This is a genomic window from Demequina sp. B12 (genome assembly GCF_028823635.1).
Lineage (GTDB): Bacteria > Actinomycetota > Actinomycetes > Actinomycetales > Demequinaceae > Demequina.
Map to the genome: position 1 here is coordinate 852,344 of NZ_JAPEHU010000001.1, position 24,839 is coordinate 877,182.

Consider the following 24,839-nt stretch of genomic DNA (forward strand, 5'->3'; position numbering starts at 1 on the left):
CTCATGTCATCCATCATCGTTCGCGGTCTTGATGACGCTGTGAAGCAGCAACTCGCAGCGCAGGCGAAGGAACACGGTCGGTCTATGGAAGCTGAGGTTCGCGCCATCCTGACCAATGCTGCGCGCAGGCCGCACATCGGAATCGCTCTACTGGCTGCCGCACAGGCTGTTGGTGGAGTCGAAGATCTGCCGATCCCAGTGCGCGATGACGTCGCGCGGGCGGTGGACTTCGGGTGATCATTCTCGACACGAACGTGATCTCGGAGATTTTTCGACCCTCGCCTGAGCGGCGTGTGGTGGACTGGCTCGCGTCCCTGGAGGGTGACGTCGCGATCACGTCCATCGCACTCGCGGAACTGTTGGCGGGTGTGCGACGGCTACCCGATGGTCGGCGCCGAGAAGCGCTGGCTGGGCGCATTGAAGTGGCGCTCGCACCGTACCGGGGTAGTGGCGCTGTGCTGCCGTTCGATGACGTGGCGGCCGGCCGCTATGCCGACGTGCTCGTGGCTCGAGACCGCGCAGGAGCGCCGATCAGCACCGCCGACGCGCAGATCGCCGCGATTTGCCTGGCGCACGGCGCAATCTGCGCTACGCGCAATGTGAAGGACTTCCAGCACACCGGCGTAGAACTGGTGGACCCATGGAGAGTCGACGCGTGAAGCTTCAATTGGTCGAGATTGTTGCCCACCAGGATCTCTCCGAGGCAGATCTGGGCGGACGGACTGGGTGGTCGCTGACTGTAGATGGTCGTATGTATCGGAGTTCGGCGGAGCTCCACTTCAACGTCTCACGCTCCCTCCTCCCGCTGACTCTGTACGGATCGTGACGTCGCTGGCGGTGGGCCCACCTCGTCGATTCCGTGATCGCCGCAGGGGAGTTGGGTGACGCGTGCGTGGGTGATGCGGGACAGCGCGAACCACCGTATGCCGTCGCGTAGTCGGCACCAGCCGATGAGATACCACCGGCCCTCGACAGAGCCGAAGAGGATGGGCTCGACGTCTCTCCTAGTCTCGACATCGTCACGTGAGGTGTAACGGATCCGTACCACGCGCTGGTCTGTCATCGCTGCCTCAAGCGCTGACCGGATGGCGCGCTGCGGGGAGGGCGGGGAGTCGATCCAGATGCGACTGGCAAGCGCATCGGCCTTGTTCCGAGTGTCCGGGTCAAGTACGTCAAGAATCTTCTCTACGCCCGCAGCGGCGAGGTCCGCATAGGGTGCGTCCCGGGACGTCGAGACCGCTGCGAGTAGCGCCGCCGCCTGGGCGGGCGAGAGTGTCACTGGGGGCAGTGTGGTCCCAGCGGCGAGGCCATATCCGCCGTGGGGTCCTGGTCGGGACCAGACGGGCACGCCGCTGCGTGAGAGTGACGCGAGGTCCCGCTTGATGGTGCGGACGGAGACGTCAAACTCCGTGGCGAGCCAGTCTGCTGTGCACCCCCGTGAGCCGCGCCGGCGAAGCGTCTCCGACAGTGCGTGCAGTCTCTCTGCGCGTTTCATCGCCTCACCTCGCAGATCATCGCCTCACCCCAAGTTCATGCCATAAATAGTGACATCCCATTGTCCAAGCGGCCGCTGACAATGGCCACATGACAACAGATGAACACCCACCAACCGTCCTCCTGATCGCTGGCTACTGGCTCGGTGCCTGGGCGTGGGATGAGGTGGTGGAGCAGCTTGAAGCGGCAGGGAGGCGAGCTGTACCGCTCACGCTTCCGGGCTTGGATCCTGAAGACGCAGAACGCGCGACCAGGACGCTCGATGATCAAGTGGACGCAGTTCTCGAGGCAGCGAGCTCAGAAGAGCATCCGGTGTTGCTGGTGGCACACAGCGGTGCCAACGCCCCGGTCAGTATGGTGCTCGATCGGCGGCCCGATCTTGTCTCCCGTGTGGTGTGGGTCGACAGTGGGCCCGTGGCTGATGGCGCCGTGGGGAGCCTTCCGCCTGAAGTCGCTGACCTCCCGTTGCCGCCGTTCGAGGAACTCGCAGCCAGCGCGAGCCTCGAAGGTCTGCGGGCAGGCCAGCGTGAGGCCTTCCGGGACCGCGCTGTCCCGCAACCAGGGGCAGCGATCCGTCAGCCGGTGGCCTTGCGCAACGATGCGCGACGCTCGGTACCAACGACGCTGGTCTGCTGCTCGATATCGAGTGAACAGTTGATGGACCTGGCCAGAGCCGGTCACCCGATGTTCGCGGAAGTCGCGCTACTGACCGACCTCGAGCTGGTGGATCTTCCGACTGGTCACTGGCCGATGTGGAGCAGGCCCAGCGATCTTGCTCAGGTGCTGATCGAGGCGTCCTGAAAACGAGACGGCCGATGCGCGCTCAAGGACCGTGGTCCGTCTCTGAGCGTGGTGTTCAGGAGTAGCATCCCTGGTGTGCGATCAACAGCGGTTGTTCGGCTACGACACATGCTGGAGGACTCGTTCCATGTCTGACTCACTTCCTGCGTGCCCCGAATGCGCGGAGAACTACACCTACGAGCAGGGTGCGCTCTTGGTGTGCCCTATGTGTGGTCACGAGTGGTCTGCTGAGGCAAATGACGCTGCTCCAGCCGCTGATGCGCAAGTCCGGGATGCGGTCGGCAACGTGCTTGCGGATGGCGACACTGTCACGATCGTTAAGGACCTCAAGATCTCCGGTGGGGGCGGTTCCTCACTCAAGGTCGGCACCAAGGTCAAGGGCATCCGCCTCCTCGCCGAACCTGTCAATGGTCATGACATCGATGCGACCGTGCCGGGCTGCGGGCGCCTGCAGTTGAAGTCGTCGGTGGTCAAGAAGGCCTAAGGGGCCGGACCTGGGTGGCAACGCCCAGCGCAACTTGGACGCACGGTGCGGCCAGAAGTTCTCAGACTCACGCATCTATTGTCGAGTCATGGTCAGAAACGTTCATGAGCGTCGTGTCCGCGGCAGCCTCGACGAGGCTGGAGCACTCCTCGACTCCTTGTCGAGCAAGGACGATCGGCTGTGGGCCCGTGGCCAGTGGCCACGCCTGTGGATGGACAAGCCGTTAGGAGTGGGGGCCTCGGGCGGGCATGGCCCTGTGCGGTATGCCGTCGATGAGTATGAGCCCGGCCGGTACGTGCGGTTCCGCTTCATCAAGCCGGCCGGCTTTCACGGATATCACGCCTTCTCCGTCACAGAGGATGCGGACCCGAACTTTGTGGTGTTGCGTCATGAGCTGGTGATCTCCCCGGCTGGCTTTGCCCGCGTATCGTGGCCGCTGTTCTTTGGGCCGATGCATGACGCACTCATCGAGGACAGCTACGACCGGGCGCAGGTGGAGTTAGGGCATGCGCCTGAGGCCTTCGCGCAGTACTCCTGGTGGGTGAAGTTTCTGCGGGCGGTGTTCCCTGTTCCGCGCAAACCCAAGGCCACGACGGTGCCTCACGACCACATTTCGGGAAACTAATCCCAGAACTCCTCTGTGGTGTGGAGCCGGAGCGCCCCGGCCGCGAACCTTGCCGCCTCAGCAGTCCCGAACGCGACATGAAAGTCCGGGTCCTGCTCGTACTGATCAGCCATGCCGTGCACCATCGCTACCGCGGTGTTGGCATTGCCGTCATGCGCGGGCGTGCCGGGAATCTCGCTGAACCATTCCAGATGCGTCCGGACATGTGCAGCGGCCTCGCGTGACTCCACCGCCAGACCGTTCTCATGAATGGCGCGCCACCGTGCAAGGAGAGACTCAGCGCGGGCCTTCCACGCCTGTTGTTCTGCGACAGACTTGCGATGCCACCACTGGTGAGATGCATCGAAGGCCTCTTGCCCCCATCGGTCCACGACCTCCGCTTCATAGCGGTCATTGAACCCATCGAGCATGACGTCCATGCGAGGTTCGCGTCCCTCTCGGCGCATCGCAAGAGCGTGTTCGACTGCGGCGATGCGCCGCGTCAACCTGTGGTGCGCTTCACGCAACTGGTCAAGGTGTGTGGCAATCGCATCGGCTTCCGCGTCAGGAGTGTCCGTGCGGTCCACCACCGCCGCGATATCAGCGAGCGTCATCCCAGTGTCGCGAAGAAGCAAGATGCGTTGCAGACGAGCCACCGCCGTGGGGCCGTAGTAGCGGTAGCCCTGATGGCCGATGCGGTCAGGCTCCAGCAGCCCAATCTGGTGGTAGTGGCGCAGGGTTCGCCCGCTGATACCGGCCCGCCCAGCGAGCTCGTGGACAGTCCACTCCACGCGTGCCTCCTGCAACTCGATGTGGAGTCAGTTTTCCAGAGACGTCAGCAATCCCTGAGGGCCACGTGCATGATCAATGATCTCTGAGGTTGCCACCGCAACATTCGCCGCTGCAGTTGAGCCGACGGCGTCCAAGTAGTCACGGACGATTCGCTCTCCAGCGGCGTACCCGGCACCTGTGGGAAGCCCCACCGGCTCAGGGCCAAACAGCCGTGCGCTCGCGTCTCCGTGGATCCATGCGGTGAAGTGCTGCATGCCCGTGATGTCTAGCCCGGTCGCGACCGTGGTGACCACCGCATCGTCCGCACGTGTGGCCGGACTGACAAAGTGCGTGAGTCCACGGTCTCCGTACAGTTCAGTTGCGAACACGTCCGCAAGACCCTCGGCGATCACTTGCTCGCCAACAGTCACCGTGGCTGGGTCCCACACCACCCCGCCAGGGGAGTAGCGGACGTTGTGATGCAGTTCATGAACGGCGATCGCTTCCAACCGGTCCAGAACCTCAGGCGTTGGCCACACTGTCATGACGATGAACCCGCTGATCCCGCCAAACGCAGACAGCCCGCGGATCTCTTCCATGAAGTGAGCATTGGTGTGATCGCCCAGCACCAGTAGCACTGTGATGTCAGGCACCGTGATCAGTGGCGCCGCGTCCCGCAGCGCGTGTGCGCCCGCGTCCAGAGCGGCGCTGATCCGCGCCCACGCATCGGCTTCCTCAAGCACCGCAAGTGCCGCAAGTGCCGACGCCACGGCATCGGCGCCCGCATCGGTCGTGAAACCCAGGCTTTGACGATGGACATCCGCCATGTCCACGCCGCCCGGAACAAAGCTGTACATGTTGGCCAGGGGAGCCCACATGTCGCGGAGCAGGTCACCACGTTCAGCATCAGGCGCCGCCAACGCGGCTCGCATCGCAGATGCGCTGTCAATCACGGTAAAGGTCATAGTGAGGGACGCTAGGCCTTGACGTAACGTCAAGGTCAAGTAGGGGTGTGGCGCAAGTTCGACCGGCCGATGCGGCGCGCGCCCCACGCCGTCGCCTTGAGCGGGTCGCGTGGCTAAGGTGGGCACGGACGAAAGGGAGTCACCGATGACCTCCAAACTGGGCAACATCACCATGTATGCGGACAACCCACAGCGCCTCGCGATGTTCTGGGCTGGAGTCTTTCATTACCCGCACCGGGACTGGGAGGAGCCCCTCAAGAGTCAGCTCCTGGCCTCCGGGCTTACGCCAGAAGACCTCGACAAGCGTGCCGTAGCTGAGCCTCCGGAAGGTGAGCCCGGCGTCAGGTTCTTCTTTCAGCACGCGGACCGCACCAAGACCGGACGCAACCGACTCCACCTCGACATCCACGCCACCCCAGGCCACCGGCCCACACGGGAAGAACTCGATGCGGAGAAGGACCGGCTTGTGGCGCTAGGCGCGGAGGTGGTGCGCTTCATCGACCAACAATGGGGCGACTCCACTGAGGTGTATTACCAACTACGCGACCCCGAAGGCAACGAGTTCTGCTTGCAGTAGGTGACCGGCTACGGCCACTGGAGTTCGCATCGGCTCTCAAAGTCGCGACGTTTCCCGTCAACGGGATCGGTGAACGACAGTTGCCGCGCCACTAGCTGCAAGGGCTCGCTGAAGTCATCCGCAGGAACCCCTCGCACGGTCGGATAGAACGCATCCCCCAGGATCGGAAGCCCCAACGACGCTAAATGAACACGGAGTTGGTGAGTCTTGCCCGTGATCGGTGTGAGGCGGTAAAGCGCCACCCCGCCGCGGTGCTGCGCGAGTTCAATGCGTGTTTCGGCATTCGGCTCTCCCGGCACCACACGCGCCTGAAGACTGCCCCGTTCCTTCTCGATCCGGTTCCTCACCGTGAGGGGGAACTCGAGCCCAGGGCCGTATGGTGCCAGTGCCTCATAGGTCTTCGCCGCGCGGCGTGACTGGAACACCCCTGCATACGCGCCCCTGAACTCGCGGCGGGTCGTGAACAACAGGAGCCCCGCCGTCGCGCGGTCAAGGCGGTGCGCGGGCGCAATCTCCGGTAGGTCCAGAAGCAGACGCAACTTGACTAGGGCGGTCTCCTGAACGTGCGCGCCACGGGGCATCGTCGCCATGAAGTGAGGCTTGTCCACCACCACATACCGGTCCGTGTGCTCGATCACGCGGATAGGGAAAGGTATCGGAGGTTCCGGTTCCAGCGGACGGTGAAACCACACATACGTGTGCGCCCGGTACGGCTCGTCGCCCGTCCACGGCTGCCCGTGCTGGTCAACGAACTCCCCAGCGGCCAGACGGTCCTGAACCTTAGCTTTGGCGGGCAACCGCGTCAGAAGAAAGTCGCGCATCGTCTCCCACGGAGGAGCGGTGCCAGACTCGATGCGTGGGGTGCGAATCCACGCCGCATCTAACCCGTGCTGTTGGGGCAGGGGAGAGCGGGGCGGCATGACAGGAATCGTATAGCGCGCACGGGGCGAGTGGACCCTGGAAAGACATTGACCTCAGCGCGCACTATGCGCCCTGACATCCATGTCCCTCCAGGGACCGCCGCGAGTCAGCGATGGCCTTGCGGGTCGCATCGGCCCTGCTCCTGGCCCGTTGAGTGCGGCTGTCCAGGTGGGGTTGTGCGGCGTTCGAGCGACGCTTTTCTTGCATCGCCTGATGCAACGCCTCGTTCCCCATGCCTGCGCCTCGAGCGCGAGATTTCCTTCGTTTACTTGCCATGACGGTGTCCTTGTCTGTCGACACTGGGGGATGGGGGCCGCAGCCCCGCCTGGGGTTGGGCCAGGCGGAGCCGCGTCAAGGGTGGCATTACGCCACCGTGGCGCCCGAGGCGTGGGCCTCAGCCCTCGCCTGAGCGGCGCGAGCACGGACGTACGCACGTCGCAGAGCCACGATGTAGGCGGCCCGCACGCGACGAGCAATCGTGCGGCGCAGCGAGTCCCGGCGAGCGGTGCCCACCGGAGTGATGAGTTGCCGGTGCTCGGCATGATGGACTTTGAGCATCGATTCGGGATCGATGGTGTGCATGAGTGTTCCTTGATGGGTGGTGCGAAAGAGGGGCCGATGCGTGGGTGCGCCGACGATTTTTGACGAACGCTGACGCACACTGACAAGGGCTAGCGACGCGACAATGTCGCGCTGATGGGCCTTCAGGCCGGGGCTGGTCCCTCGCTACACAGAGAGTGCGGGACCGGGGTCGGTAGCGTTAGCTACGACCGAGGGGCAGGCGCACGGCAATGGCCGCAACGGCGATTGATGTTTTCATCATGGTCATGCACCTCCTCATCCTCGTCAGTACGTCCAGCGGACGACTGGAACACGGCGACACTACGCCGAGCCGCCACTGCGGGCAAGTGCTCTTTGCCGAACTGTGACCAAAAGTAGGATTGGTGGCCACGCAAGGGCGTTTTCGCCCGCTACCAGCCACTCCACGTCACGTGTGGCCGGTAGGTTGCATGAGATGACTGACAACGCTCTGCGATCTCCGTACTCGTGACGGCCGCCTGTGATCGGACCTCCGCCCGTCAACTCCGCACTTGTGCCCCAGCAGTCATTGAGTGTCACATTCGCGCGGGGGATTCGATGGGTCATTGCAAAGGGGTTTGTTGCAACATCTCGTATGGGGTGGCGAGGTCGAGTCGTTCTCGGGGTCGGCAGCGATTGCCTGGTGCGCGTGTCCGCAACTGACTGAGATTTGGGAGCCGATGCGTGACTCGCCGGTGTGTTGCGGGTCCCGCGGGGTTCAGTTCAGTCACTTTGGGACGGCGGGGAGCGCACCGAGGACGGAACGCACGGGGAGTGCGGGGAGTGCGGGGAGTGCTGGGCCCTGGCAGTCATCAGATGTTGCAACGACCCCTAGAACCCGCCCGCGAAAGGTGACACCAGATTCCTGCCACCACGCTCGGCAAGGAGGGGTGCATGGGGCTGAGGGTTAGCCCAGGATGAATCCTACGGCGCCGCCCACGCCGGACAGGCCGGCAAGCACGTAGGCCATCAGGATGAGCTTGCGGTGGACCTTGTAGTACTGGGTGCGGTTGCCTTCTGCGTCGGTGGAGCGTTCGTCTCCGGCGATGCGCTTCATGAACGGGGGCCACACCATGAAGGCGAATGCGGCGTTGGTGAGGAGAAGGATCGAGAGCACGATAGTCACAGCGGCACCCTAGCCGAGTCTGTGGGGTCGCGGTGCGGGGCGCTGCAGGGATCCTGCTTCGCGGTGCGGCCACCGATGCGTGGTCCGGGGTGACGAGCCCCGGCGGCCGCACTCGCGTGCGTATTGGGACCAACGTCCCGTGTGTTCAGTCTATTCCGAGATTCGGGAACTTTTTTCACGGTCTTTCTTGCGCCCGCTCCTTGTGCGCTGGTGTCACAGTGGTGTCATACTGACATCATGGAACTTGAGCACTACACCGAAGAGCTTCAGCGGCAGCTCGCGATTGCCGCATCGGCCGGCACGCCTGAAACCCAAGAGGTGGCTGAGCGATTGGGTGCCGCCTTGGAGGCCGCCGCCCGCGTAGTCCTGGTGGAGGCCCTGTCGGAGGCGGCGGGAGAGATCTCTCGCGACTTGGCGCCCGGCTCTGTCGACGTTCGGGTGCGTGGCAAGGATGTGGACTTCGTCGTGGCGAATGTTGAGGCGGGCGGGGAGGTGAGCGCAGTCCCGATCCCGGTGAACAACGCGCCTGCCGCGCCTGAGGACGCGGCGCCCGTGGAAGGGGCCGATGACGCAGGCACGTCCCGTACGACGCTGCGGCTTCCTGATGGGCTCAAGCAGCGTGCTGAGACCATGGCGGCCGCTGAGGGTTTGTCGCTGAACACGTGGTTGGTGCGCGCGGTGACCGCGGCGACCCGGCCTGCCGGCCCACAGTCACGGCGGGGACGTGCGGCCGCTAGCTACACGGGGTGGGTCCGATGAGCGCCCCGGAGATTGCTGGAGTCCGAGTCGACATTCGGGCGGGGCGTGTGGAGGTCACCGCTGTCCCGGGTCGCACCGAGGTCTCCGTGGTGGTCAATCCTTCGAACCGTTCCCGCGCGGGTGACCGGGAAGCAGCGCAAAACGCCCATGTGGAGCGCGTGGGTGATCAGGTAGTCGTGACGGTTCCCACTGCCAAGACGTCGATGTTTGGACGGCCCGATGCTGTGGACGTGATCGTGGAGGGGCCGGAAGGTCTGGATGTGGATGCGAGCACCAAGTACGGCGAAGTGCGTCTGACGGGACCGCTCGGTGATGCCAAGGTCGCCGCCTCCTACGGGGCTGTGCGCGTGGAGTCTGTGCGTGCTCTTGAGGTGAGTGGCGGCCATGGTGCTGTGAACATCGGCCGCATTGAGGGCGAGGGCGTCGTGGCGTTGACGAACGGTGCGGCGCGTATCGCTGAGGCGCACGGTGCGCTGTCGTTGCGCGGAACGAACGGTGCGCTCGCGGTGGAGTGGTGTGGCGGCGGTGCCACGTTGGAGACCACGAATGGCGCCATCAAGGTGGGGACCGCGGACCGCGGGGTGGACGCCAAGACTGCGCACGGCTCCATCAAGGTGCGTGAACTGCGCGGCGGCGTGTCTCACATGGAGACCTCCATGGGGTCGGTGACGGTCGGGGTGGGGCGGGGTGCTCCGCTGTGGCTTGACGCTGCCTCAGATCATGGAGAGGTGCGCACGGACATGAGCGCTGACCATGGTCCGGTTGAGGGTGAGGTTCCTGTGGAACTCCATGTGCGGACGGGTTATGGCTCGGTGAAGGTGCACCGGGCTGTCGCGTAGTGCGCCTTTAGTCTTCGTCTTCTGCCTGGCGGGCTCGGTACGCCTGGACCGCCGCACGGTTGGTGCAGGTGGGGGAGCAATACTTGCGCGACCGGTTGCGTGAGAGGTCGAACACGACGCCTTCGCAGTCGTCCATGGCGCACCGGTCAAAGCGGCTCATCTCGTCTGCGCGGATGACGTCGATCATGCCCATGGCAGCTTCCACGAGGACACGTTCGGCTAGGGGGCGGTCGTCTGCTGCCGCGTGGATGTGCCAGTCCTGGTCTCCGTGCCTTACTACCTGGGGAAGTGCCTGGTACTCGGACAGGATTGCGTTGACGAGGGGGACGGCACCGTCACGCGATGCCTTGAACATTCGGCGCAGTTGGGTGCGCACAGCGCGCACTTCGACCAGGTCTTGCGCGGTGGGTCGTGCGCCCGTGTATCCCCAGCTGTCGTAGAACTCCACGAGCTCGTCAAACGTGGTCAGGGTGTCGGGCTCGAGTTCCGAGTTCGCGAGCCACACGCCGGTCTCAAGCGCAAGCGCGGTGTCATCAGCGAAAACCATGTTGACACATTACCAGTGAGTGCCTTACTGTCATGAGTCATGACCGCTATGGCTCATGACATGAGCTCCTCCCGTCTTGCCTCTGGACTGGGCTTCGCCCTGCTCTCAGCGGCGGCTTTCGGCATGTCCGGAAGCCTGGGTCGGGGCCTCATGGACATGGGCTGGACCGCAGGTTCGGCAACGCTGGTGCGCGTTGCCATCGCCGCGGCGGTGCTGACCCTCCCCGGCATCGTCGCGCTGCGCGGCCGCTGGCACCTTGTGCGCCGCGGCATCGGATCGATCGTCGCCTACGGCATCTTTGCCGTGGCGGGCGCGCAGTTGTGCTACTTCTTCGCCGTCCAACATCTGGATGTCTCTGTTGCGTTACTCATCGAGTACCTCGCGCCTATCGCGGTGGTGCTGTGGATGTGGATGCGCCATGGCAGCCGGCCTACGCGCCTTACTCTCGCAGGTGCGGCGTTGGCCTTTGGCGGCCTGGTGCTCCTCCTTGATGTGTTGGGCGGCGGAGAAGTGAGCCTTGTGGGCATCGGCTGGGCGCTGTGCGCCATGGTGGGTGCGTCGGTCTACTTTGTGATCTCCGGCGACGAGCGCAATGGTCTGCCACCGTTGACGCTCGCTGCCGGGGCACTGCTGGTGGCGCTCGTGATCTTGTCGATCGCGGCGCTCACCGGCGTTCTTCCCATGGCTTTTGCTGCGGGCACCGTGGAGTTTGCCTCCTTCGTTGCACCGTGGTGGGCGGTTGTGCTCATGCTCGGTGTGGTGACGGCAGGCGTATCCTACGTGGCTGGGATCGCTGCCGTGCGGCGTCTTGGCGCACGTTTGGGATCGTTCGTGGCGCTGACTGAGGTGCTCGCTGCCGCGCTGTTCGCATGGCTCCTGTTGGCGCAGGTGCCGGGACCTATGCAGCTGGGTGGAGCGCTGTTGGTGTTGGCAGGTGTCATTGTCGTCAAGCTCGGGGAGAAGCGCATCGAACCGGTGCGTACTCCCGACGACGCCCTTGAGCCACAGGAACGCGCAGAGCGGCCCGTCGAGGTGCCCGCTGTTCCTGGGTCGGCAGGAGTGCCGGCGCCGGTGACCCTGCTTCCCGGGGACTTGGGTAGCGCGACACGCTAGCGCGCCCCGCTCCCCGCGCCCCGTCTGGTCAGGGGGCATTTACCTTCTCAGGAGGGCCGATGCCTCGGCCGGGCGCATACGGCTACTCGCCCCAAGTGAAACGCCCGTTCACGAACGTGGCGGGGTGGACGTGGGTCACCCAGGCAGGGTCAAGCCGCCCGTAAATGTGCGGATAGAACTGGCCGTTGCCGCCGTCTTCATCAATGACGCGGGTTCCTGCCTGTTCGACGGCGGCCCGGGAGATCTCCAGGACGCACAGTGGCTGCGGATCGTCGGCGTAAAAGGCCTCCGCGACGGATGCGAGTTGGTCGGCGCCAGAAGCGTGGAGGTAACCCACTTCCGCCAGTGTCGCGTCGCGGGTGGACTGGTCGTAGTAGCCGCGTGCCGTCGCTGCATCCCAGGTAGATACGTGGGCGATGTGGAAGATCGTCATGCGTCAATTCTCATAGATCTTCGGAGGGTCTTGGCGTCGAAACGATTTGCCGCCATACTCTGACTATCCCTTCTCAGATTTATGAACATATCCCGCTTCACCATTGGACTTGTCAGTCCAGGACACTTGTAGCGGGCTGCTGTGATGCGCCGCATTACTGTGGCATGCGGGGTTGAAGGGGTCAACGATGGCGACGACTACTGAAGTTCCCACCGTGCCTTGGCATGCCCGCAGGGGGTTAGAGACCCCCCTCGATCTTCCGGATGCACGGCAGGCTGAGGTCGAACACGCGTTGACGCTGGTCGATCAGGGCTTTGGTGCGATTCTGTGGACCGCTGAGCACGGCATGGGCCGTTCCACTCTGCTGGACGCGCTCGCGACGACCATCGCGGCGACCGCAAAGAATGGCGGGCCACTCGCCGTCCGGATCTCGCCTGACCGTCTTGACCGGGAGCGTTCCAAGGACTCCTTCCTTGCAGCAGTGTTGAGCCAGGTGGAGCGGCTGGGCGGTAACAGCGACATCGAACTGCCAACAGAGCGCGGACTTGAAGCGGCGATCGCTGCGCAAGTTCGCCAGGTCGCGGGAGAGCGGACGCTCGTGTTGCTCGTTGACGATGTGGACGAGTTCTCCGCCGATGCCTTGGATGCCTTGGTTCACATGTTGGGCTACGACGGCAGTGCCACAGTTGCGCTCGCCACGGCCCACATCTCTCCCTTTGGCGAGCGGCCTCCACACGATGTCGAGGTTCGTGAACTCCCCGGTGTGTCCACCGAGGGGGCGTTGCGTGTGCTGTCGGAGGCAGGGTCCACGAAGGTGGCCCCTCATGTTGCCCGGGCTTTGGCGGACCGGCTGGGAGGCAACCCTGGGTGCATCGTCCAAACCGCACGGCGATTGAGCCCGCACCACCTGCAGGGTACGTCGCTGCTGCCAGACCCGCTCCCGCTTGTGCCCGCCGTCAAAATGGCCCTCGCGCCCACGATTGCGGACCTCACGGAGCGTGACCGTGCGGCGTTGCTGATCGCCTCGATCGCTGTGGTGGACCGCATCGATACGCTGACGGCGGCTACGGGAGAGGACGTCAGTTTCTTTGTGGCTGGTCCGGTCGCGCCGCACCTGAACTTGTTGTCGGGCGGTTTCACCTTCGCGGATGCGCGGATGCGGGCGTTGCTGCATGGCGAGGCCACCCTTGCGGAGCGGACTGCCGCGCATGAGGCATTGGCTCGGGCCCATGGTGAGGCAGGGGAGCAGGAACTCGCGTCGTGGCACACGGCCCTGGCCCGGATCGCCGGTGAGCCGTCCGTGGTGCCGGATCTGATCTCGTTGTCGCTGCGTCACTTGCGCCACGGCGATACCGCGTGGGCACATGCCGTGGCCCGCGAGGCCGTCGGCCATGCCTCGGGGGACCAGCGCCTACTGGCGTGCGAGATTTCAGGCTTGGCCGCGGTGCTGAGCGGACACATCCACGACGCGGCGCATTGGCTTCCGCATGCGGCCCGGTCGGGAGATTTGTCTGTCAGGGCACGGTCGCTGCTGGCCAATGTCATCACGTTGACGTTGTCGGATGGCCGTGTTCCGGACGATGTCGTGGAACGCACTCGTGCGGAAGCGGAGTCCGCTGCGGAGGACGACCACAGTGAGCGGATCCGCAACGACGTGGCGCGTGGACTCTCCGCAGCCGCCTGTCTGCACATGGAGCGCGGCTCTACGTCGGCAGCTTGGCGACGGGTGGAGGAAGCCCAAGCGTTGATCCGCGATGGCCGCTGTGGCGGGCGGGACGGGACGCGACTTGCCCGCGCTTGGCTGTCCATCTATGCCGGTGAAAGCGGCGGAGAGGTGGACCTTCCGGTGCAGTCGGCGCTCGCGGATGACGAGGCTTTGAGTGCGGTGGCGCGCGGTGTGGCGTTGATGGCTGACGACGACTGTGATGCGGCCGCGCGGTTGTTGGCGAGCGCTGTGGCGCAGTTGTCGCCGGTGCGCCATGGTGCGCGGTGGTTTGACGGTGCGGACCGCGCGGCATCACCGATCGTGATTGCGCACCTGCGGGTGGTGCAGTCGTTGGTGGAGTTCCGCGCCGGTGACGTGGCGCGTGCTGCAGAGACGATGCGCGGCGCCGCAGAGCATCTGCCCGTGGGTGTGGTGCTCGCAGGCTTGGGCGTGACCTTGAGCAGACGCATCGACATGGTGCGTGATGGCGCGGTGGGGAACGTGAGTGAGGCGCTTGCGGTGACGTCACCGTGTGCTGCAACCACCACGGTGCGGTTGGGGCTTCTGGTGGATCGTGCCATGGAGGCGTCGTTTGATGGCGACCACATTCAGGCGGCGACGCTGCTGGAGGTCGCCGCTGAGCGTGAGATGCGGGAATCCCAGGTGGGGCTGTCGGTACCGGGGCTCGACATCGTGGAGTCGTGGGCGATGGCTGGTCGTTCACATGAGGCCCACCGGGCGCTCATGCGTTTGCGGTCGCGTACGGGGACGCTGTCTGCGATTGGCCGTGCGACTGTGCTGACCCGTGCGGAGTTGGCGATCGCGACGGACAGTGACATTGACGAGCGCATCGAGGCCGCGAATCGTGCGGCACGGGACTTGACGGGGGCCTATGACCGGGGGCGCACGGAGTTGAGCATCGGCCGGGCGCTTGCGCGTCTGGGGCGTAGTGAGCAGGCGTTGTCGTACTTGATGTCGGCGCAGGACTTCTTCGATGAGTCAGGCGCCGATGCCTGGGCTGCGCTGGTGCGCGAAGAGGTGCGTGGTTTGACTGATCCAACGACGGCGTCGCGTGCCGTGGCTGAGGGCGAGGGTGCCGTCGAGTTTGAGCCGGCATCGCGCACGGATGACGGTTGGGATGCGGAGCTGACGGAGCGTGAGCGGGAAGTGGCTCAGCTGGTGGCGCAGGGGTATGCGAACAGGGATGTGGCGGAGCGGCTCTATGTGTCTGTCCGTACGGTCGAGGTCCATTTGGGGCGCGTGTATCGCAAGCTGGGCCTGAGAAGCCGCGTGGAGCTCGCAGTCCTGGCCCATCGCTTCACTGACGACGCGTAGCGGTGGCTCTGCACGGCCACTTCCACGTACGGGTACTTACGTAGGGGTAGTTAGTGAGGTTTCCTCACAAAATGTGGTGAACGCTGATTACAAGGGCATGAACTCTTTCCTAACGTGGGGCGACGGTTCCACGACGTCCGCCTGCAGGTGCGGACAGGAAGAGAGGCAGCAACGATGCTTCCCACCATCCATCGAGCGCGCAGAGGAGTCGCCGCCACTGCGGTCACGGCCCTACTCGGCGCCTCACTTACTGCGGTGGCGATCACAGCCACGGCGACCGGCGCGAATGCTGCCGAGTGTGCTCCCGCATGGAGCGCAAGCGCGACAAACTACACCGGCGGCACAGTCGTGTCGCACGAGGGTCAGAACTGGAAGGCCAAGTGGTGGCCCGGCAGCTGGGAAGTCCCTGGTGCTTCTCAGTGGAACGCGTGGGAGTCGCAGGGTGCGTGTGGCACCACGAGCCCCACCCCCACGCCTACCCCCACGGACACGACGTCTCCGACGCCGACTCCCACCCCTACGCAGACGGCAACGCCGACCCCCACTCCTACGCCAACCCCCACGCAGACGACGACGCCCACGCCGACTCCGACGCCGACGGCAACAACAACGCCTGACCCGAACGCCAACCCGGATGAGGTCTGCCGCCCCGATGGCATGGCACAGACTCCCGGTGTCAACACTCCCTACTGCGACATCTACGACCAGGATGGTCGGGAAATCCTGCCCAACGGACTGGACCGTCGCGTGATCGGGTACTTCACCTCATGGCGCACCGGCAAGAACGGCCAGCCCTCGTACCTCGCGAACGACATTCCGTGGGACAAGGTTTCCCACATCAACTACGCGTTCGCACACATTGACGACAACTGGAAGGTCTCGGTCAACGAGAACGTTGCCGGCAACGCTGCAACCGACATGACCTGGCCTGGTGTCGCTGGTGCAGAGATGGACCCGACTCTTCCCTACGACGGGTACTTCAACCTGCTGAACAAGTTCAAGAAGGACAACCCCGGAGTCAAGGTCATCCCCGCAGTGGGCGGCTGGGCTGAGACCGGCGGCTACTTTGACGGCGAGGGCAACCGCGTCGCTAACGGTGGCTTCTACACGCTCACCGAGTCCCAGGCCCGAATCGACACGTTCGCTGACTCTGTCGTGGACTTCATTCGTACTTACGACTTCGACGGCATCGACATCGACTACGAGTACCCGACGTCGAACAACCAGGCTGGTAACCCCGACGACTTCGCGTTCTCCGACGCTCGTCGCGGCCAGCTGTTCTCCGGCTACGTGGACCTTATGAAGACGCTGCGCGAGAAGCTCGACGCCGCCGGTGCTGAAGATGGCGAGTACTACATGCTCACCGCCGCAGTTCCGTCCTCCGGCTGGCTGCTGCGCGGCATGGAAGTGAACCAGGTCACCGAGTACCTCGACTTCGTCAACATGATGACCTACGACCTTCACGGTGCGTGGAACGAGTACGTGGGCGGCAACGGTGCGCTCTACGACGACGGCAAGGACCCCGAACTCGCCGCTGCCGGCGTGTACGGCGCCTACAAGGGCATCGGCTACCTCAACGCTGACTGGTCCTCGCACTACTGGCGTGGAGCCATGCAGGGCGGACGCATCAACCTCGGAGTGCCGTTCTACACGCGCGGCTTCCAGGGTGTTACTGGCGGCGAGAACGGCATGGGCGGACGAGCCCCTGCTCCCGCAGGGTTCAACTGCCCCGCCGGTACCAACAACAAGTGCGGTTACGGTGCCGAAGGCATCGACAACCTCTGGTACGACTCGGACCCGCAGGGCAACGCAATCCCCGCAGGTGTGAACCCCATCTGGCACGCGCTCAACCTCGAAAACGGCATCACCGGTGACTACGTCGCTGACTACGGTGTGACCGACACCCTCGAGGGCGACTACGTCCGCTACTTCGACTCCGTCACCAAGAACGAGTGGTGGTGGAACGAGCAGACCAAGACGTTCCTGTCTGGTGACTCGGCTGAGGCGATCTCCGCTAAGGCTGACTACGTTGCCAACGAAGGCCTAGGTGGTCTGATGATCTGGGAGTTCGCCGGAGACTACGAGTACAACAGCACCAAGGGTCAGTACGAGATGGGTTCCACCCTGGTGGACCTCATGCACTCAAAGTTGTCGGCCACGACGCCCTACGGCGCCACCAAGGCCAACGCTGACCGAGTGATGCCGACCGAGGCACTCGACATCTCGATCGCGTACACCGAGTTCGCCCTGGGCGACAACAACTACCCGATCGCTCCCAAGGTGGTCTTCACTAACAACGGCTCCACCGACATTCCTGCCGGTGCCACCGTCTCCTTCCAGTACGCCACCACCGACACCGGTGAAATGAGCGACTGGAGCGGATTCGGTACCACCACGACAGTGAAGGGTCACACCGGAGACAACATCGGTGGGCTCGACGGAGACTTCCACACTGCGACGTTCACGGTTCCCGCAGGCGGCATTCCCGCCGGTGGCGAGATCGTGAACAACGTGAAGTGGACGCTCCCCGTTGCTCAGTTCTCTAACGTCATCGTCACCATCGACGGCGTCGACTACTCCACCACCTACGACCACCTCCGCGGCGCAACCGTGGTGGAGGCCGGAAGCGGCACGGGTGGCGGCGACGGCGGCACCGGTGGCGGAGACAACGGCGGCGGCACGGGCACCTGCTCGGCTGCAGCCTGGGACTCCGTAACGGCCTACTCCGGTGGAGCGCGTGTCAGCTACAACGGACACGAATGGACCGCTCGCCACTGGACGCAGGGTGACACCCCCAGCAGCACCAACACGTGGGGCCCCTGGGCCGACGCTGGCGCGTGCTGATCTAGACGGCGGTGGCGGACTGTGACCACCCGGTCCGCCACCGCACCTCATCTTCCGAGCGACCTGCTCGGAATGCGCGCCGCTGGTTCCCTCAGCCCGGCAGTGCGCCGCCGGCGGACCCCGATCGAGTTTCACTCGCATCGGGCCGCCGGAACTCTCGAAGCACACACGAGATCAAAGGAAAAGAGACATGACCTCATCGAAGAGGACGAGTCGCATCGGCGCATGGGGCCGATTCGGGTCGATCGTTGCTTCGCTCGCTGTCGTCGGCACCGCCGCGATGGCAGTGTCCGCAACAGCAGCCCCGACGGTGCCCACCGCAGCGCCGGTGACCACCCAGGCTGTTTCGACACCGAATGGCGACAGCAGTATCAACGGCTACCGCAACGTGGGCTACTTTGCCCAGTGGGGCGTCTATGGCCGTGACTTCAAGCTCAAGCAGCTGCAGGACTCCGGTGCTGCTGCTGACTTGACGCACCTGAACTACGCGTTCGGAAACATTCACTATCAGACGCTTGAATGCTTCATCGCAAACAAGGCCCAGGGAACCGGCCCCAACGGCTCCGATGGCGCCGGTGACGCATGGGCAGACTTCGGCATGGGCTACACCGCAGCAAACTCTGTTGCGGGTGTCGCCGACACTTGGGATCAGCCCCTCGCCGGTAGCTTCAACCAGCTCAAGCAGCTCAAGGAGCAGAACCCCAACCTCAAGGTCATGATCTCCTTGGGCGGGTGGACGTGGTCCAAGAACTTCTCGAAGGCTGCCGCCACCCAGGCGTCGCGCGAGAACTTCGTGTCGTCCTGCATTGACCTGTACATCAAGGGCAACCTGCCCACCATCGACGGTCGCGGCGGCGCTGGCGCTGCTGCTGGCGTGTTCGATGGAATCGACATTGACTGGGAGTGGCCTGGATCGAACGCTGGTCTTGAGGGCAACTACGTGGACGAGGCCAACGACAAGGAGAACTTCCGTCTCCTGCTCGCCGAGTTCCGCAAGCAGCTCGATGAGTACGGCGCACAAACGGGCGAGAACTACTTGCTGTCGGCCTTCCTCCCTGCGAGCCCCGCGGTGATTGACGCCGGTGGCTGGTCCGACCCGCGCATCTTCGACTCCTTGGACTTCGGTAACGTCCAGGGATACGACTTGCACGGTGCCTGGAGCCCGTCGCTGACCGGTCACCAGATCAACCTCTACGACGACCCGAACGACACCCGTCCTGCGGGTGAGCAGTTCTCCGTCGACAAGGCTGTGTCGAAGTACATTGCGGATGGCGTTGCTCCTGAGCAGCTCGGTCTGGGTATGGCGATGTACGGCCGTGGTTGGAAGGGCGCTACCTCCGCAGACGCATGGGGTACCGCAAACGGCGGCGCTGCCGGTACGTGGGAAGCCGGTATCGAGGACTACTACAAGCTGAAGAACGTCGGCACGTCGTACTACGACCCCGAGGTCGTGGCATCCTGGCGCTTCGATGGCACCAACTGGTGGTCGCTCGATGACGACAAGACCATCCCTGCCAAGGCGGACTACATCCGTGAGAAGGGCCTGGGCGGCGGTATGTGGTGGGAGCTCGACGGCGACCGCAACGGTGAGCTCACCAAGATCCTGATGGACGACCTGGAGGCCGGACCTGCTGGTCCGATCGAAGGTGGCCCTGTGGTGACTCCCACGCCTACCTCGACCCCGACGTCGACCCCCACGTCGACTCCGACGGTTGACCCCACCACCACGCCCACGTCGACTCCGACGGTTGACCCCACCACCACGCCGGGTGAGTGCCCGGCGGCATGGACCGCTAGCGGTTCCTACCCCGGTGGCACCCAGGTCACGCACAACGGCAAGATCTGGCAGAACAAGTGGTGGTCCACTGGTGAAGAGCCTGGCGCTTCGCAGTGGGGTCCGTGGGTTGAGCAGGGCGACTGTGGCTCGACCACGCCGGATCCGACTCCGACGACTACGACCACGTCGACTCCCACGTCGACGCCTACGCCTACCGTGACGGCCACCACCCAGCCGGGTGAGTGCTCCGCTGCGTGGACGGCTAGCGGCACCTATGTGGGTGGCGACCTGGTTTCCTACAACGGCCACAACTACAAGGCCAAGTGGTGGAACACCAACGAAGCACCTGGTGCGTCGCAGTGGGGCCCGTGGACGGACCTCGGCGCTTGCTAAACCGCACTACTGCGCGGGCGCTCCCCGTTGCCCTTGCCGTGAGCTTGCTCGCGGCGGGGTGCACGGGGAGCGCTCCCGCGCCGGGGGACTCGGTTCACGAGGCTGACACGCAGTCAGACGCTCCTGTGGAGCAGGCGACGGTGCAGATGCCTGTGGGCCCCCTCGAGATGGACGCCGCAGAGTTCTGGACTCCGGGACAGACCGACGGTGATGTGACGATCGTGCGTTCGGGCGGGTGCGAGGACGATGCCCCCTGTCCGTCGTTCGCGGTGATTACTGGCGAGACCGCTGCTGCGATCAACCCCGCCGAACCGTATTTTGACGACGGCATTGGGTGCCCTGTGCCGGGGACCGCGGGGTCGAGCGGCGAACTGTTGACGCAGCACCCGGCGACTGTCGCACGCCAGCAAGGCACGATGTACATGTTTGAGGTGACCTGCACTGATGCTGATGGCGTCGAACAGGTGACGCTCCCTCAGAACCAGTGGACTCTCGAAACCGACGACGGCACGATCTTCATCGTCGACCGGTGGTCGTTTGACGGAATGTTGGCCAAGGTCGCGGAAGCGACGTTGGCGACGTGACCCCACGGGCCTGACACACACGTCAGGAGGGCCGATGCGGTGATGGCTCCCGCATCGGCCCTCCCTTTTTGTGGTGGAGGGGACGTTAATGAGGCAGGTCGTGGAGCCGTGCGATGAGGGCCTCATGCTGCGCGGTGATGGCCTCCGGGACGGCCGGACCGTAGGACTGCAGGAAGGCGCTGGTGTCCTCCGCTTCGGCGAGGAGCTGCTCCCGGTTGGTGGCGAAGAGCCCTTCCCAAGCGGTCCGCGTCACTCCGGCGGCGGCGTAGTTGATGGAGCCGTCGACGGGCGCGCGTCCGAGCGCGGTTTCGCGATATGCCGCTGAACCGTCGACGCGCTTGATGATCCATTCGAGCACGCGAGCGTTTTCGGTGAAACCGGGCCACAGGAACGCGCCGTCGGGACCCTTGCGGAACCAGTTGACTTGAAAGATAGCTGGCGTGGGGCCGTGTGCGGCGAGGCGTTCTCCTACGCTGAGCCAGTGTGCCCAGTAGTCGGCCATGTGGATTCCGGAGAACGGCAGCATCGCGAAGGGGTCGCGGCGCAGTTCGCCAACGGTTCCTTCTGCTGCGGCCGTGCGTTCGGAGGCGAGCGTGGCGCCCAGGTAGACGCCGTGTTCCCAGCTGGTGGACTGCGTGACCAGGGGGACGTTGGTGGCGCGACGTCCGCCGAAGATGATGGCATCGACGGGTACGCCGGCCGGGTCGTCCCAGGTGTCGGCAATGGTGGGGCATTGCGCGGCGGCCACGGTGAACCGTGAGTTGGGGTGGGCCGCCGGGGTGGTGCTGTTTGGGGTCCAGTCGCGGCCTTGCCAGTCGGTGAGGTGTGCGGGAGGGGTGTCGGTGAGTCCTTCCCACCAGACGTCGCCGTCGTCGGTCAGTGCGACGTTGGTGAAGATGACGTCGTGGTCCAGCATGTCGACGGCGACTGGGTTGGTCGTGGCGCCGGTCCCAGGTGCGACTCCGAAGAAGCCGGCCTCAGGGTTGATGGCACGCAGTCTGCCATCGTGACCGGGGGCTAGCCAGGCGATGTCGTCGCCGATCGTTTCCACCGTCCAGTCGGGCAGTTGGGGTTGAAGCATCGCGAAGTTGGTTTTGCCGCACGCGCTGGGGAAGGCGGCTGCGACGTGGAACACGCGTCCGCGTGGGTTGGTGACTTTGAGGAGCAGCATGTGGGCTGCGATCCAGCCTTGGTCGCGTCCCATGGCGGAGGCGATCCGGAGTGCGAAGGCCTTCTTTGCCAGGATCGCGTTGCCGCCGTACGCGGAGCCGTAGGACCAGATTTCGCGGTCTTCTGGGTAGTGGACGATGTATTTGGTGGGGTTGCACGGCCAGGGTGAGTCGGGTTCGCCGGGGGCGAGTGGGGCGCCCACGCTGTGAACGGCTGGGACCCAGTCGGTGTCGGGTCCAATCTGTTCGAGTGCTGCGGTGCCCATCCGGGTCATGGTTCCAGTGCTGACGACGACGTAGGGGGAGTCGGTGACTTGAACGCCCACTCTGGACAGCGGACTGCCTACGGGGCCCATGGAGAACGGGACCACGTACATGGTGCGGCCGCGCATGGAGCAGGTGAACAGTTCGGTGAGGGTCTCTCGCATGTCGCGGGGGTCGACCCAGTTGTTGGTGGGGCCGGCGTCCGCTTGGTCATGGGAGCAGATGAAGGTGCGTGATTCGACGCGTGCGACGTCGTCGGGGTGGGAGCGGGCGAGGTAGCTTCCGGGGCGCTTGAGGGGGTTGAGGGGTATCAAGGTGCCCGTGGAGACCATCTGGTCGATCAGCCTTGACCGTTCGCCTGGAGTGCCATCGCACCAGTGGATGCGGTCTGGCTCAGTGATGGCGGCGATGCTTTCCACCCAGGCCACGACGCGGGAGTCTGCGACGGTGGGCGGGAAGTGCTGGGCGACTGAGGTGACGGTCATGGTGCCTCCTGCACGCGAGAATCTTGGCTGTGTCTTCACCGTAGGCAGGACTATGGGGGCTATCTCCAGTTCATTCGCCGTGAAGTTTCGCGATTCTTTGGCTATCGTGAAATTTATGGCGGAACTTGCAACATTAGGCAGGCGGGTGCGGCACTTCCGCTCACGCGCAGGGCTCACGCTCGATCAACTGGGGCACGCCTGCGACACGGCGCCCAGCCAGTTGTCGTTGATCGAAAACGGCAAACGCGAGCCCCGGTTGTCTCTCCTGGAGAGCATCGCTGCCGCGGTAGGCGTGAGCGTCGCAGACTTACTCGATCCACAAGCGCCCACGGGACGGGACGCCTGGGAGATTGAACTCGAGCGGGCACAGGACTCTCCGGCCTACCGTGAGCTGGGCCTGCCCCGGCTGCGGCCGTCTAAGACGATGCCGGAGGAGACGTTGCGCGCACTGGTGGGGCTTCACCGCGAACTTGACCGGCGTGCCCGGCAAGCGGTGGCCACTCCCGAGCAGGCACGGCGTGCCAACACCGAGCTCCGTGCCCGCATGCGGGAGATGGACAACTATCTTCCGGATGTTGAACTCCTTGCGGAGGAGGCGGTCGCTGCCGTGGGCCACAGCGGGGGAGCTCTCACTCACCGCACTGTGGCGGAGATGGCCGAACGCGTGGGGCTCACCATTGTTCACACCGATGACTTGCCGCATTCCGCGCGCGCGGTGGTGGACATGGAGCACGGGCGTATCTACATTCCCCCTGCCTCTATTCCGGGCGGCCATGGGCTGCGGTCGTTGGCTTTGCAGGCAGTGGCGCAAGCCGTGCTGGAGCATCGCGAGCCCGTGGACTATGCCGACTTTCTTCGCCAGCGTCTTGAAGCGAGTTACTACGCTGCGGCGTGCTTGATGCCGCGCCCGGTTGCGGTGGCGTTCCTTGAAGAAGCCAAGCGTGCGCGTCGTATCGCGATTGACGACTTCCGTGACGCCTTTGGGGTGACTCATGAGGCTGCGGCGTTGCGGTTCACCAACTTGGCGACTGCTCATCTGGAGATGCCGCTGCACTATGTGCGGGTCGCCGGGGACGGCACCATCCAGGGCGCGTATGAAAACGACGGGCTGCCGTTGCCGCTCGATGCGACCGGTTCCACGGAAGGAGAAGTGGTGTGCCGCTTCTGGAGTGCCCGCCGCGCCTTCGCTCGCACGACCCGCACCACAGAGCACTACCAGTACACGGATACATCTGCGGGGACGTTCTTTGAGGCGACTCAGACGGGAATCGGTGCGGAGGAGTACTCGATCACCGTGGGCGTCCCTTACGCAGAGTCCAAGTGGTTTCGGGGTAGGGAAACTCCCGCCCGGGAACGCTCCACCTGCCCTGATGTCACGTGTTGTCGACGTCCTCAGGACGGTTTGGCGGAACGGTGGCACGGTAAGTCCTGGGCATCCCCACGGGTCCGGCCGTATCTGTTTGCGCCATTGCCGCACGGCACCTATCCGGGCGTGGATGACCGCGAGTTACACGAGTTTCTTCAGGCACACGCAGAGGAGATCTGATGAGTGGCGCGTTGGGTACAAGCTTCGGAGGCGCGTCCCAGGATTACGTCCGCGGGCGTCCCAGCTACCCACCGGAGGCGGTCCGTTGGTTGGTGGGTGCCGCTGCGGTGCAAGTGGTCGATGTTGGCGCCGGTACGGGCAAGTTGACCCGCGTGCTGGTTGATCTGGGGCACCAGGTGACTGCCGTGGATCCCGATGCCGCCATGCTGGCCGCGTTGACACAGACAGTTCCCGGTGTGCCCACGGAGGTGGGGACGGCGGAGCAGTTGCCGGTACCTGATGCCAGTGCCGATGTCGTGGTGCTGGGACAGGCCTGGCATTGGGTTGAGCCGGTGCGGGCCAGCGCAGAGGTGGGCCGGGTGGTGCGTCCCGGGGGCACGCTCGGTTTGATCTGGAACATTCGAGACGACTCCGTGCCGTGGGTGCGGGCGTTGTCGGAGGCCATGCACGGCTCTGCGGCAGAGCGGCTCATTGCGGGGGACGGGCCGCGGGTCGGGGCTCCCTTTGGGGACCTGGAGCCAAAGACGTGGAGGTGGACGCGCCCGATGACTCACGACGATGTCATTGCGATGGTCCGTTCGCGAAGTCACTACATCGCTGCGGACTCGGCTGGCCGCGCGGCGATCGACGCGAACGTCGCTGCGGTGCTCGCCGGACAGCCGGGCGACACCGTTGACATGCCTTACGTGACCCACGCCTTTCGTGCTCGGCGCGACTGACGCAT

Annotated in this window: 25 protein-coding genes; 16 read left to right on the forward strand and 9 right to left on the reverse strand. The window is 64.6% G+C overall.

Annotation, left to right across the window (positions count from 1 at the left end; genetic code table 11):
• Positions 1–3: 3 nt before the first annotated feature.
• Entirely contained in the window at positions 4–237 is a 234-nt protein-coding gene (locus ON058_RS04150; RefSeq protein WP_274667749.1) for an Arc family DNA-binding protein, read from the forward strand.
• Entirely contained in the window at positions 234–659 is a 426-nt protein-coding gene (locus ON058_RS04155) for a type II toxin-antitoxin system VapC family toxin (RefSeq protein WP_274667750.1), read from the forward strand. Before ON058_RS04150 ends, ON058_RS04155 begins: the two co-directional genes overlap by 4 nt.
• A 128-nt stretch (positions 660–787) precedes the next feature.
• On the opposite strand, the gene ON058_RS04160 is transcribed toward ON058_RS04155, so the two are convergent.
• Complete coding sequence (locus ON058_RS04160; protein ID WP_274667751.1) at positions 788–1,495, reverse strand: YafY family protein; 708 nt, start codon at positions 1,493–1,495, stop codon at positions 788–790.
• 89 nt (positions 1,496–1,584) lie between these two features.
• Here ON058_RS04160 and ON058_RS04165 point away from each other — a divergent pair, with 89 nt between their 5' ends.
• The 3 genes from ON058_RS04165 to ON058_RS04175 all read left to right on the forward strand — a co-directional run bounded on the left by ON058_RS04165 (position 1,585) and on the right by ON058_RS04175 (position 3,404).
• Complete coding sequence (locus ON058_RS04165) at positions 1,585–2,295, forward strand: alpha/beta fold hydrolase (RefSeq protein ID WP_274667752.1); 711 nt, start codon at positions 1,585–1,587, stop codon at positions 2,293–2,295.
• 127 nt (positions 2,296–2,422) lie between these two features.
• A complete protein-coding gene (locus ON058_RS04170; RefSeq protein ID WP_274667753.1) occupies positions 2,423–2,779 on the forward strand; it encodes a zinc ribbon domain-containing protein YjdM in 357 nt (118 codons plus the stop codon).
• An 88-nt stretch (positions 2,780–2,867) separates the two neighbouring features.
• Entirely contained in the window at positions 2,868–3,404 is a 537-nt protein-coding gene (locus ON058_RS04175) for a hypothetical protein (protein WP_274667754.1), read from the forward strand.
• Here the strand turns inward: ON058_RS04175 and ON058_RS04180 are convergent.
• Together ON058_RS04180 and ON058_RS04185 are read right to left on the reverse strand one after the other, a co-directional pair.
• Positions 3,401–4,174, reverse strand: coding sequence for a MerR family transcriptional regulator (locus ON058_RS04180; RefSeq protein WP_274667755.1), 774 nt, complete (start codon positions 4,172–4,174; stop codon positions 3,401–3,403). The genes ON058_RS04175 and ON058_RS04180 overlap by 4 nt on opposite strands.
• A gap of 27 nt (positions 4,175–4,201) precedes the next feature.
• Positions 4,202–5,119 carry a DUF2268 domain-containing protein gene (locus tag ON058_RS04185; protein ID WP_274667756.1) on the reverse strand — a complete coding sequence of 306 codons (918 nt, stop codon included), beginning with the start codon at positions 5,117–5,119 and terminating at the stop codon, positions 4,202–4,204.
• Positions 5,120–5,264: 145 nt separating this feature from the next.
• Between ON058_RS04185 and ON058_RS04190 the strand changes: the two genes are divergently transcribed.
• A complete protein-coding gene (locus ON058_RS04190; protein WP_274667757.1) occupies positions 5,265–5,696 on the forward strand; it encodes a VOC family protein in 432 nt (143 codons plus the stop codon).
• Between the two features lie 8 nt (positions 5,697–5,704).
• Here ON058_RS04190 and ON058_RS04195 read toward each other — a convergent pair whose 3' ends face one another.
• From ON058_RS04195 to ON058_RS04205, 3 genes are all read right to left on the reverse strand, one after another.
• The gene (locus ON058_RS04195; protein ID WP_274667758.1) at positions 5,705–6,616 is read right to left on the reverse strand and encodes a pseudouridine synthase; all 912 of its coding nucleotides are present in this window, start codon (positions 6,614–6,616) and stop codon (positions 5,705–5,707) included.
• A gap of 364 nt (positions 6,617–6,980) precedes the next feature.
• On the reverse strand, positions 6,981–7,199 hold the full coding sequence (locus ON058_RS04200) for a hypothetical protein (protein ID WP_274667759.1): 219 nt from the start codon (positions 7,197–7,199) through the stop codon (positions 6,981–6,983).
• A gap of 904 nt (positions 7,200–8,103) precedes the next feature.
• Positions 8,104–8,322 (reverse strand): SCO4848 family membrane protein, encoded by a 219-nt coding sequence (locus tag ON058_RS04205; protein WP_274667760.1) that lies wholly within the window; start codon positions 8,320–8,322, stop codon positions 8,104–8,106.
• A gap of 237 nt (positions 8,323–8,559) precedes the next feature.
• On the opposite strand from ON058_RS04205, the gene ON058_RS04210 reads away from it, so the two are divergent.
• Both ON058_RS04210 and ON058_RS04215 read left to right on the forward strand, forming a co-directional pair.
• Entirely contained in the window at positions 8,560–9,081 is a 522-nt protein-coding gene (locus ON058_RS04210) for a toxin-antitoxin system HicB family antitoxin (protein ID WP_274667761.1), read from the forward strand.
• The gene (locus ON058_RS04215) at positions 9,078–9,920 is read left to right on the forward strand and encodes a DUF4097 family beta strand repeat-containing protein (RefSeq protein WP_274667762.1); all 843 of its coding nucleotides are present in this window, start codon (positions 9,078–9,080) and stop codon (positions 9,918–9,920) included. The genes ON058_RS04210 and ON058_RS04215 overlap by 4 nt, the downstream gene beginning before the upstream one ends.
• A 7-nt stretch (positions 9,921–9,927) precedes the next feature.
• On the opposite strand, the gene ON058_RS04220 is transcribed toward ON058_RS04215, so the two are convergent.
• Positions 9,928–10,467: a CGNR zinc finger domain-containing protein gene (locus ON058_RS04220; protein ID WP_274667763.1), complete on the reverse strand. Its 540-nt coding sequence runs from the start codon at positions 10,465–10,467 to the stop codon at positions 9,928–9,930.
• 60 nt (positions 10,468–10,527) lie between these two features.
• On the opposite strand from ON058_RS04220, the gene ON058_RS04225 reads away from it, so the two are divergent.
• Entirely contained in the window at positions 10,528–11,580 is a 1,053-nt protein-coding gene (locus ON058_RS04225) for a DMT family transporter (RefSeq protein ID WP_274667764.1), read from the forward strand.
• Positions 11,581–11,662: 82 nt separating this feature from the next.
• On the opposite strand, the gene ON058_RS04230 is transcribed toward ON058_RS04225, so the two are convergent.
• Complete coding sequence (locus ON058_RS04230) at positions 11,663–12,013, reverse strand: DUF952 domain-containing protein (protein WP_274667765.1); 351 nt, start codon at positions 12,011–12,013, stop codon at positions 11,663–11,665.
• Positions 12,014–12,200: 187 nt separating this feature from the next.
• Here ON058_RS04230 and ON058_RS04235 point away from each other — a divergent pair, with 187 nt between their 5' ends.
• From ON058_RS04235 to ON058_RS04255, 5 genes are all read left to right on the forward strand, one after another.
• The gene (locus ON058_RS04235; RefSeq protein ID WP_274667766.1) at positions 12,201–15,053 is read left to right on the forward strand and encodes a LuxR C-terminal-related transcriptional regulator; all 2,853 of its coding nucleotides are present in this window, start codon (positions 12,201–12,203) and stop codon (positions 15,051–15,053) included.
• Between the two features lie 419 nt (positions 15,054–15,472).
• The gene (locus ON058_RS04240; RefSeq protein ID WP_274667767.1) at positions 15,473–15,670 is read left to right on the forward strand and encodes a hypothetical protein; all 198 of its coding nucleotides are present in this window, start codon (positions 15,473–15,475) and stop codon (positions 15,668–15,670) included.
• A gap of 40 nt (positions 15,671–15,710) precedes the next feature.
• Positions 15,711–17,897 (forward strand): glycosyl hydrolase family 18 protein, encoded by a 2,187-nt coding sequence (locus ON058_RS04245; RefSeq protein WP_274667768.1) that lies wholly within the window; start codon positions 15,711–15,713, stop codon positions 17,895–17,897.
• A gap of 190 nt (positions 17,898–18,087) precedes the next feature.
• On the forward strand, positions 18,088–20,067 hold the full coding sequence (locus ON058_RS04250; RefSeq protein WP_274667769.1) for a glycosyl hydrolase family 18 protein: 1,980 nt from the start codon (positions 18,088–18,090) through the stop codon (positions 20,065–20,067).
• Positions 20,061–20,651: a hypothetical protein gene (locus ON058_RS04255; protein ID WP_274667770.1), complete on the forward strand. Its 591-nt coding sequence runs from the start codon at positions 20,061–20,063 to the stop codon at positions 20,649–20,651. Before ON058_RS04250 ends, ON058_RS04255 begins: the two co-directional genes overlap by 7 nt.
• Positions 20,652–20,736: 85 nt before the next feature.
• Here ON058_RS04255 and ON058_RS04260 read toward each other — a convergent pair whose 3' ends face one another.
• A complete protein-coding gene (locus ON058_RS04260; RefSeq protein ID WP_274667771.1) occupies positions 20,737–22,569 on the reverse strand; it encodes a phosphoenolpyruvate carboxykinase (GTP) in 1,833 nt (610 codons plus the stop codon).
• A gap of 115 nt (positions 22,570–22,684) precedes the next feature.
• Here ON058_RS04260 and ON058_RS04265 point away from each other — a divergent pair, with 115 nt between their 5' ends.
• Positions 22,685–24,115 (forward strand): helix-turn-helix transcriptional regulator, encoded by a 1,431-nt coding sequence (locus ON058_RS04265; protein WP_274667772.1) that lies wholly within the window; start codon positions 22,685–22,687, stop codon positions 24,113–24,115.
• Entirely contained in the window at positions 24,115–24,834 is a 720-nt protein-coding gene (locus tag ON058_RS04270; protein WP_274667773.1) for a class I SAM-dependent methyltransferase, read from the forward strand. The genes ON058_RS04265 and ON058_RS04270 overlap by 1 nt, the downstream gene beginning before the upstream one ends.
• The last annotated feature ends 5 nt before the right edge of the window (positions 24,835–24,839 follow it).

Bases quoted from the DNA above. Each gene is read 5' to 3' on its own strand.
- ON058_RS04150 (WP_274667749.1), top strand. From the start codon at position 4: ATGTCATCCATCATCGTTCGCGGTCTTGATGACGCTGTGAAGCAGCAA.
- ON058_RS04160 (WP_274667751.1), bottom strand. From the start codon at position 1,495: ATGAAACGCGCAGAGAGACTGCACGCACTGTCGGAGACGCTTCGCCGG.
- ON058_RS04165 (WP_274667752.1), top strand. From the start codon at position 1,585: ATGACAACAGATGAACACCCACCAACCGTCCTCCTGATCGCTGGCTAC.
- ON058_RS04170 (WP_274667753.1), top strand. From the start codon at position 2,423: ATGTCTGACTCACTTCCTGCGTGCCCCGAATGCGCGGAGAACTACACC.
- ON058_RS04175 (WP_274667754.1), top strand. From the start codon at position 2,868: ATGGTCAGAAACGTTCATGAGCGTCGTGTCCGCGGCAGCCTCGACGAG.
- ON058_RS04185 (WP_274667756.1), bottom strand. From the start codon at position 5,119: ATGACCTTTACCGTGATTGACAGCGCATCTGCGATGCGAGCCGCGTTG.
- ON058_RS04190 (WP_274667757.1), top strand. From the start codon at position 5,265: ATGACCTCCAAACTGGGCAACATCACCATGTATGCGGACAACCCACAG.
- ON058_RS04195 (WP_274667758.1), bottom strand. From the start codon at position 6,616: ATGCCGCCCCGCTCTCCCCTGCCCCAACAGCACGGGTTAGATGCGGCG.
- ON058_RS04200 (WP_274667759.1), bottom strand. From the start codon at position 7,199: ATGCACACCATCGATCCCGAATCGATGCTCAAAGTCCATCATGCCGAG.
- ON058_RS04210 (WP_274667761.1), top strand. From the start codon at position 8,560: ATGGAACTTGAGCACTACACCGAAGAGCTTCAGCGGCAGCTCGCGATT.
- ON058_RS04215 (WP_274667762.1), top strand. From the start codon at position 9,078: ATGAGCGCCCCGGAGATTGCTGGAGTCCGAGTCGACATTCGGGCGGGG.
- ON058_RS04220 (WP_274667763.1), bottom strand. From the start codon at position 10,467: ATGGTTTTCGCTGATGACACCGCGCTTGCGCTTGAGACCGGCGTGTGG.
- ON058_RS04225 (WP_274667764.1), top strand. From the start codon at position 10,528: ATGAGCTCCTCCCGTCTTGCCTCTGGACTGGGCTTCGCCCTGCTCTCA.
- ON058_RS04230 (WP_274667765.1), bottom strand. From the start codon at position 12,013: ATGACGATCTTCCACATCGCCCACGTATCTACCTGGGATGCAGCGACG.
- ON058_RS04235 (WP_274667766.1), top strand. From the start codon at position 12,201: ATGGCGACGACTACTGAAGTTCCCACCGTGCCTTGGCATGCCCGCAGG.
- ON058_RS04245 (WP_274667768.1), top strand. From the start codon at position 15,711: ATGGCACAGACTCCCGGTGTCAACACTCCCTACTGCGACATCTACGAC.
- ON058_RS04250 (WP_274667769.1), top strand. From the start codon at position 18,088: ATGACCTCATCGAAGAGGACGAGTCGCATCGGCGCATGGGGCCGATTC.
- ON058_RS04260 (WP_274667771.1), bottom strand. From the start codon at position 22,569: ATGACCGTCACCTCAGTCGCCCAGCACTTCCCGCCCACCGTCGCAGAC.
- ON058_RS04265 (WP_274667772.1), top strand. From the start codon at position 22,685: ATGGCGGAACTTGCAACATTAGGCAGGCGGGTGCGGCACTTCCGCTCA.
- ON058_RS04270 (WP_274667773.1), top strand. From the start codon at position 24,115: ATGAGTGGCGCGTTGGGTACAAGCTTCGGAGGCGCGTCCCAGGATTAC.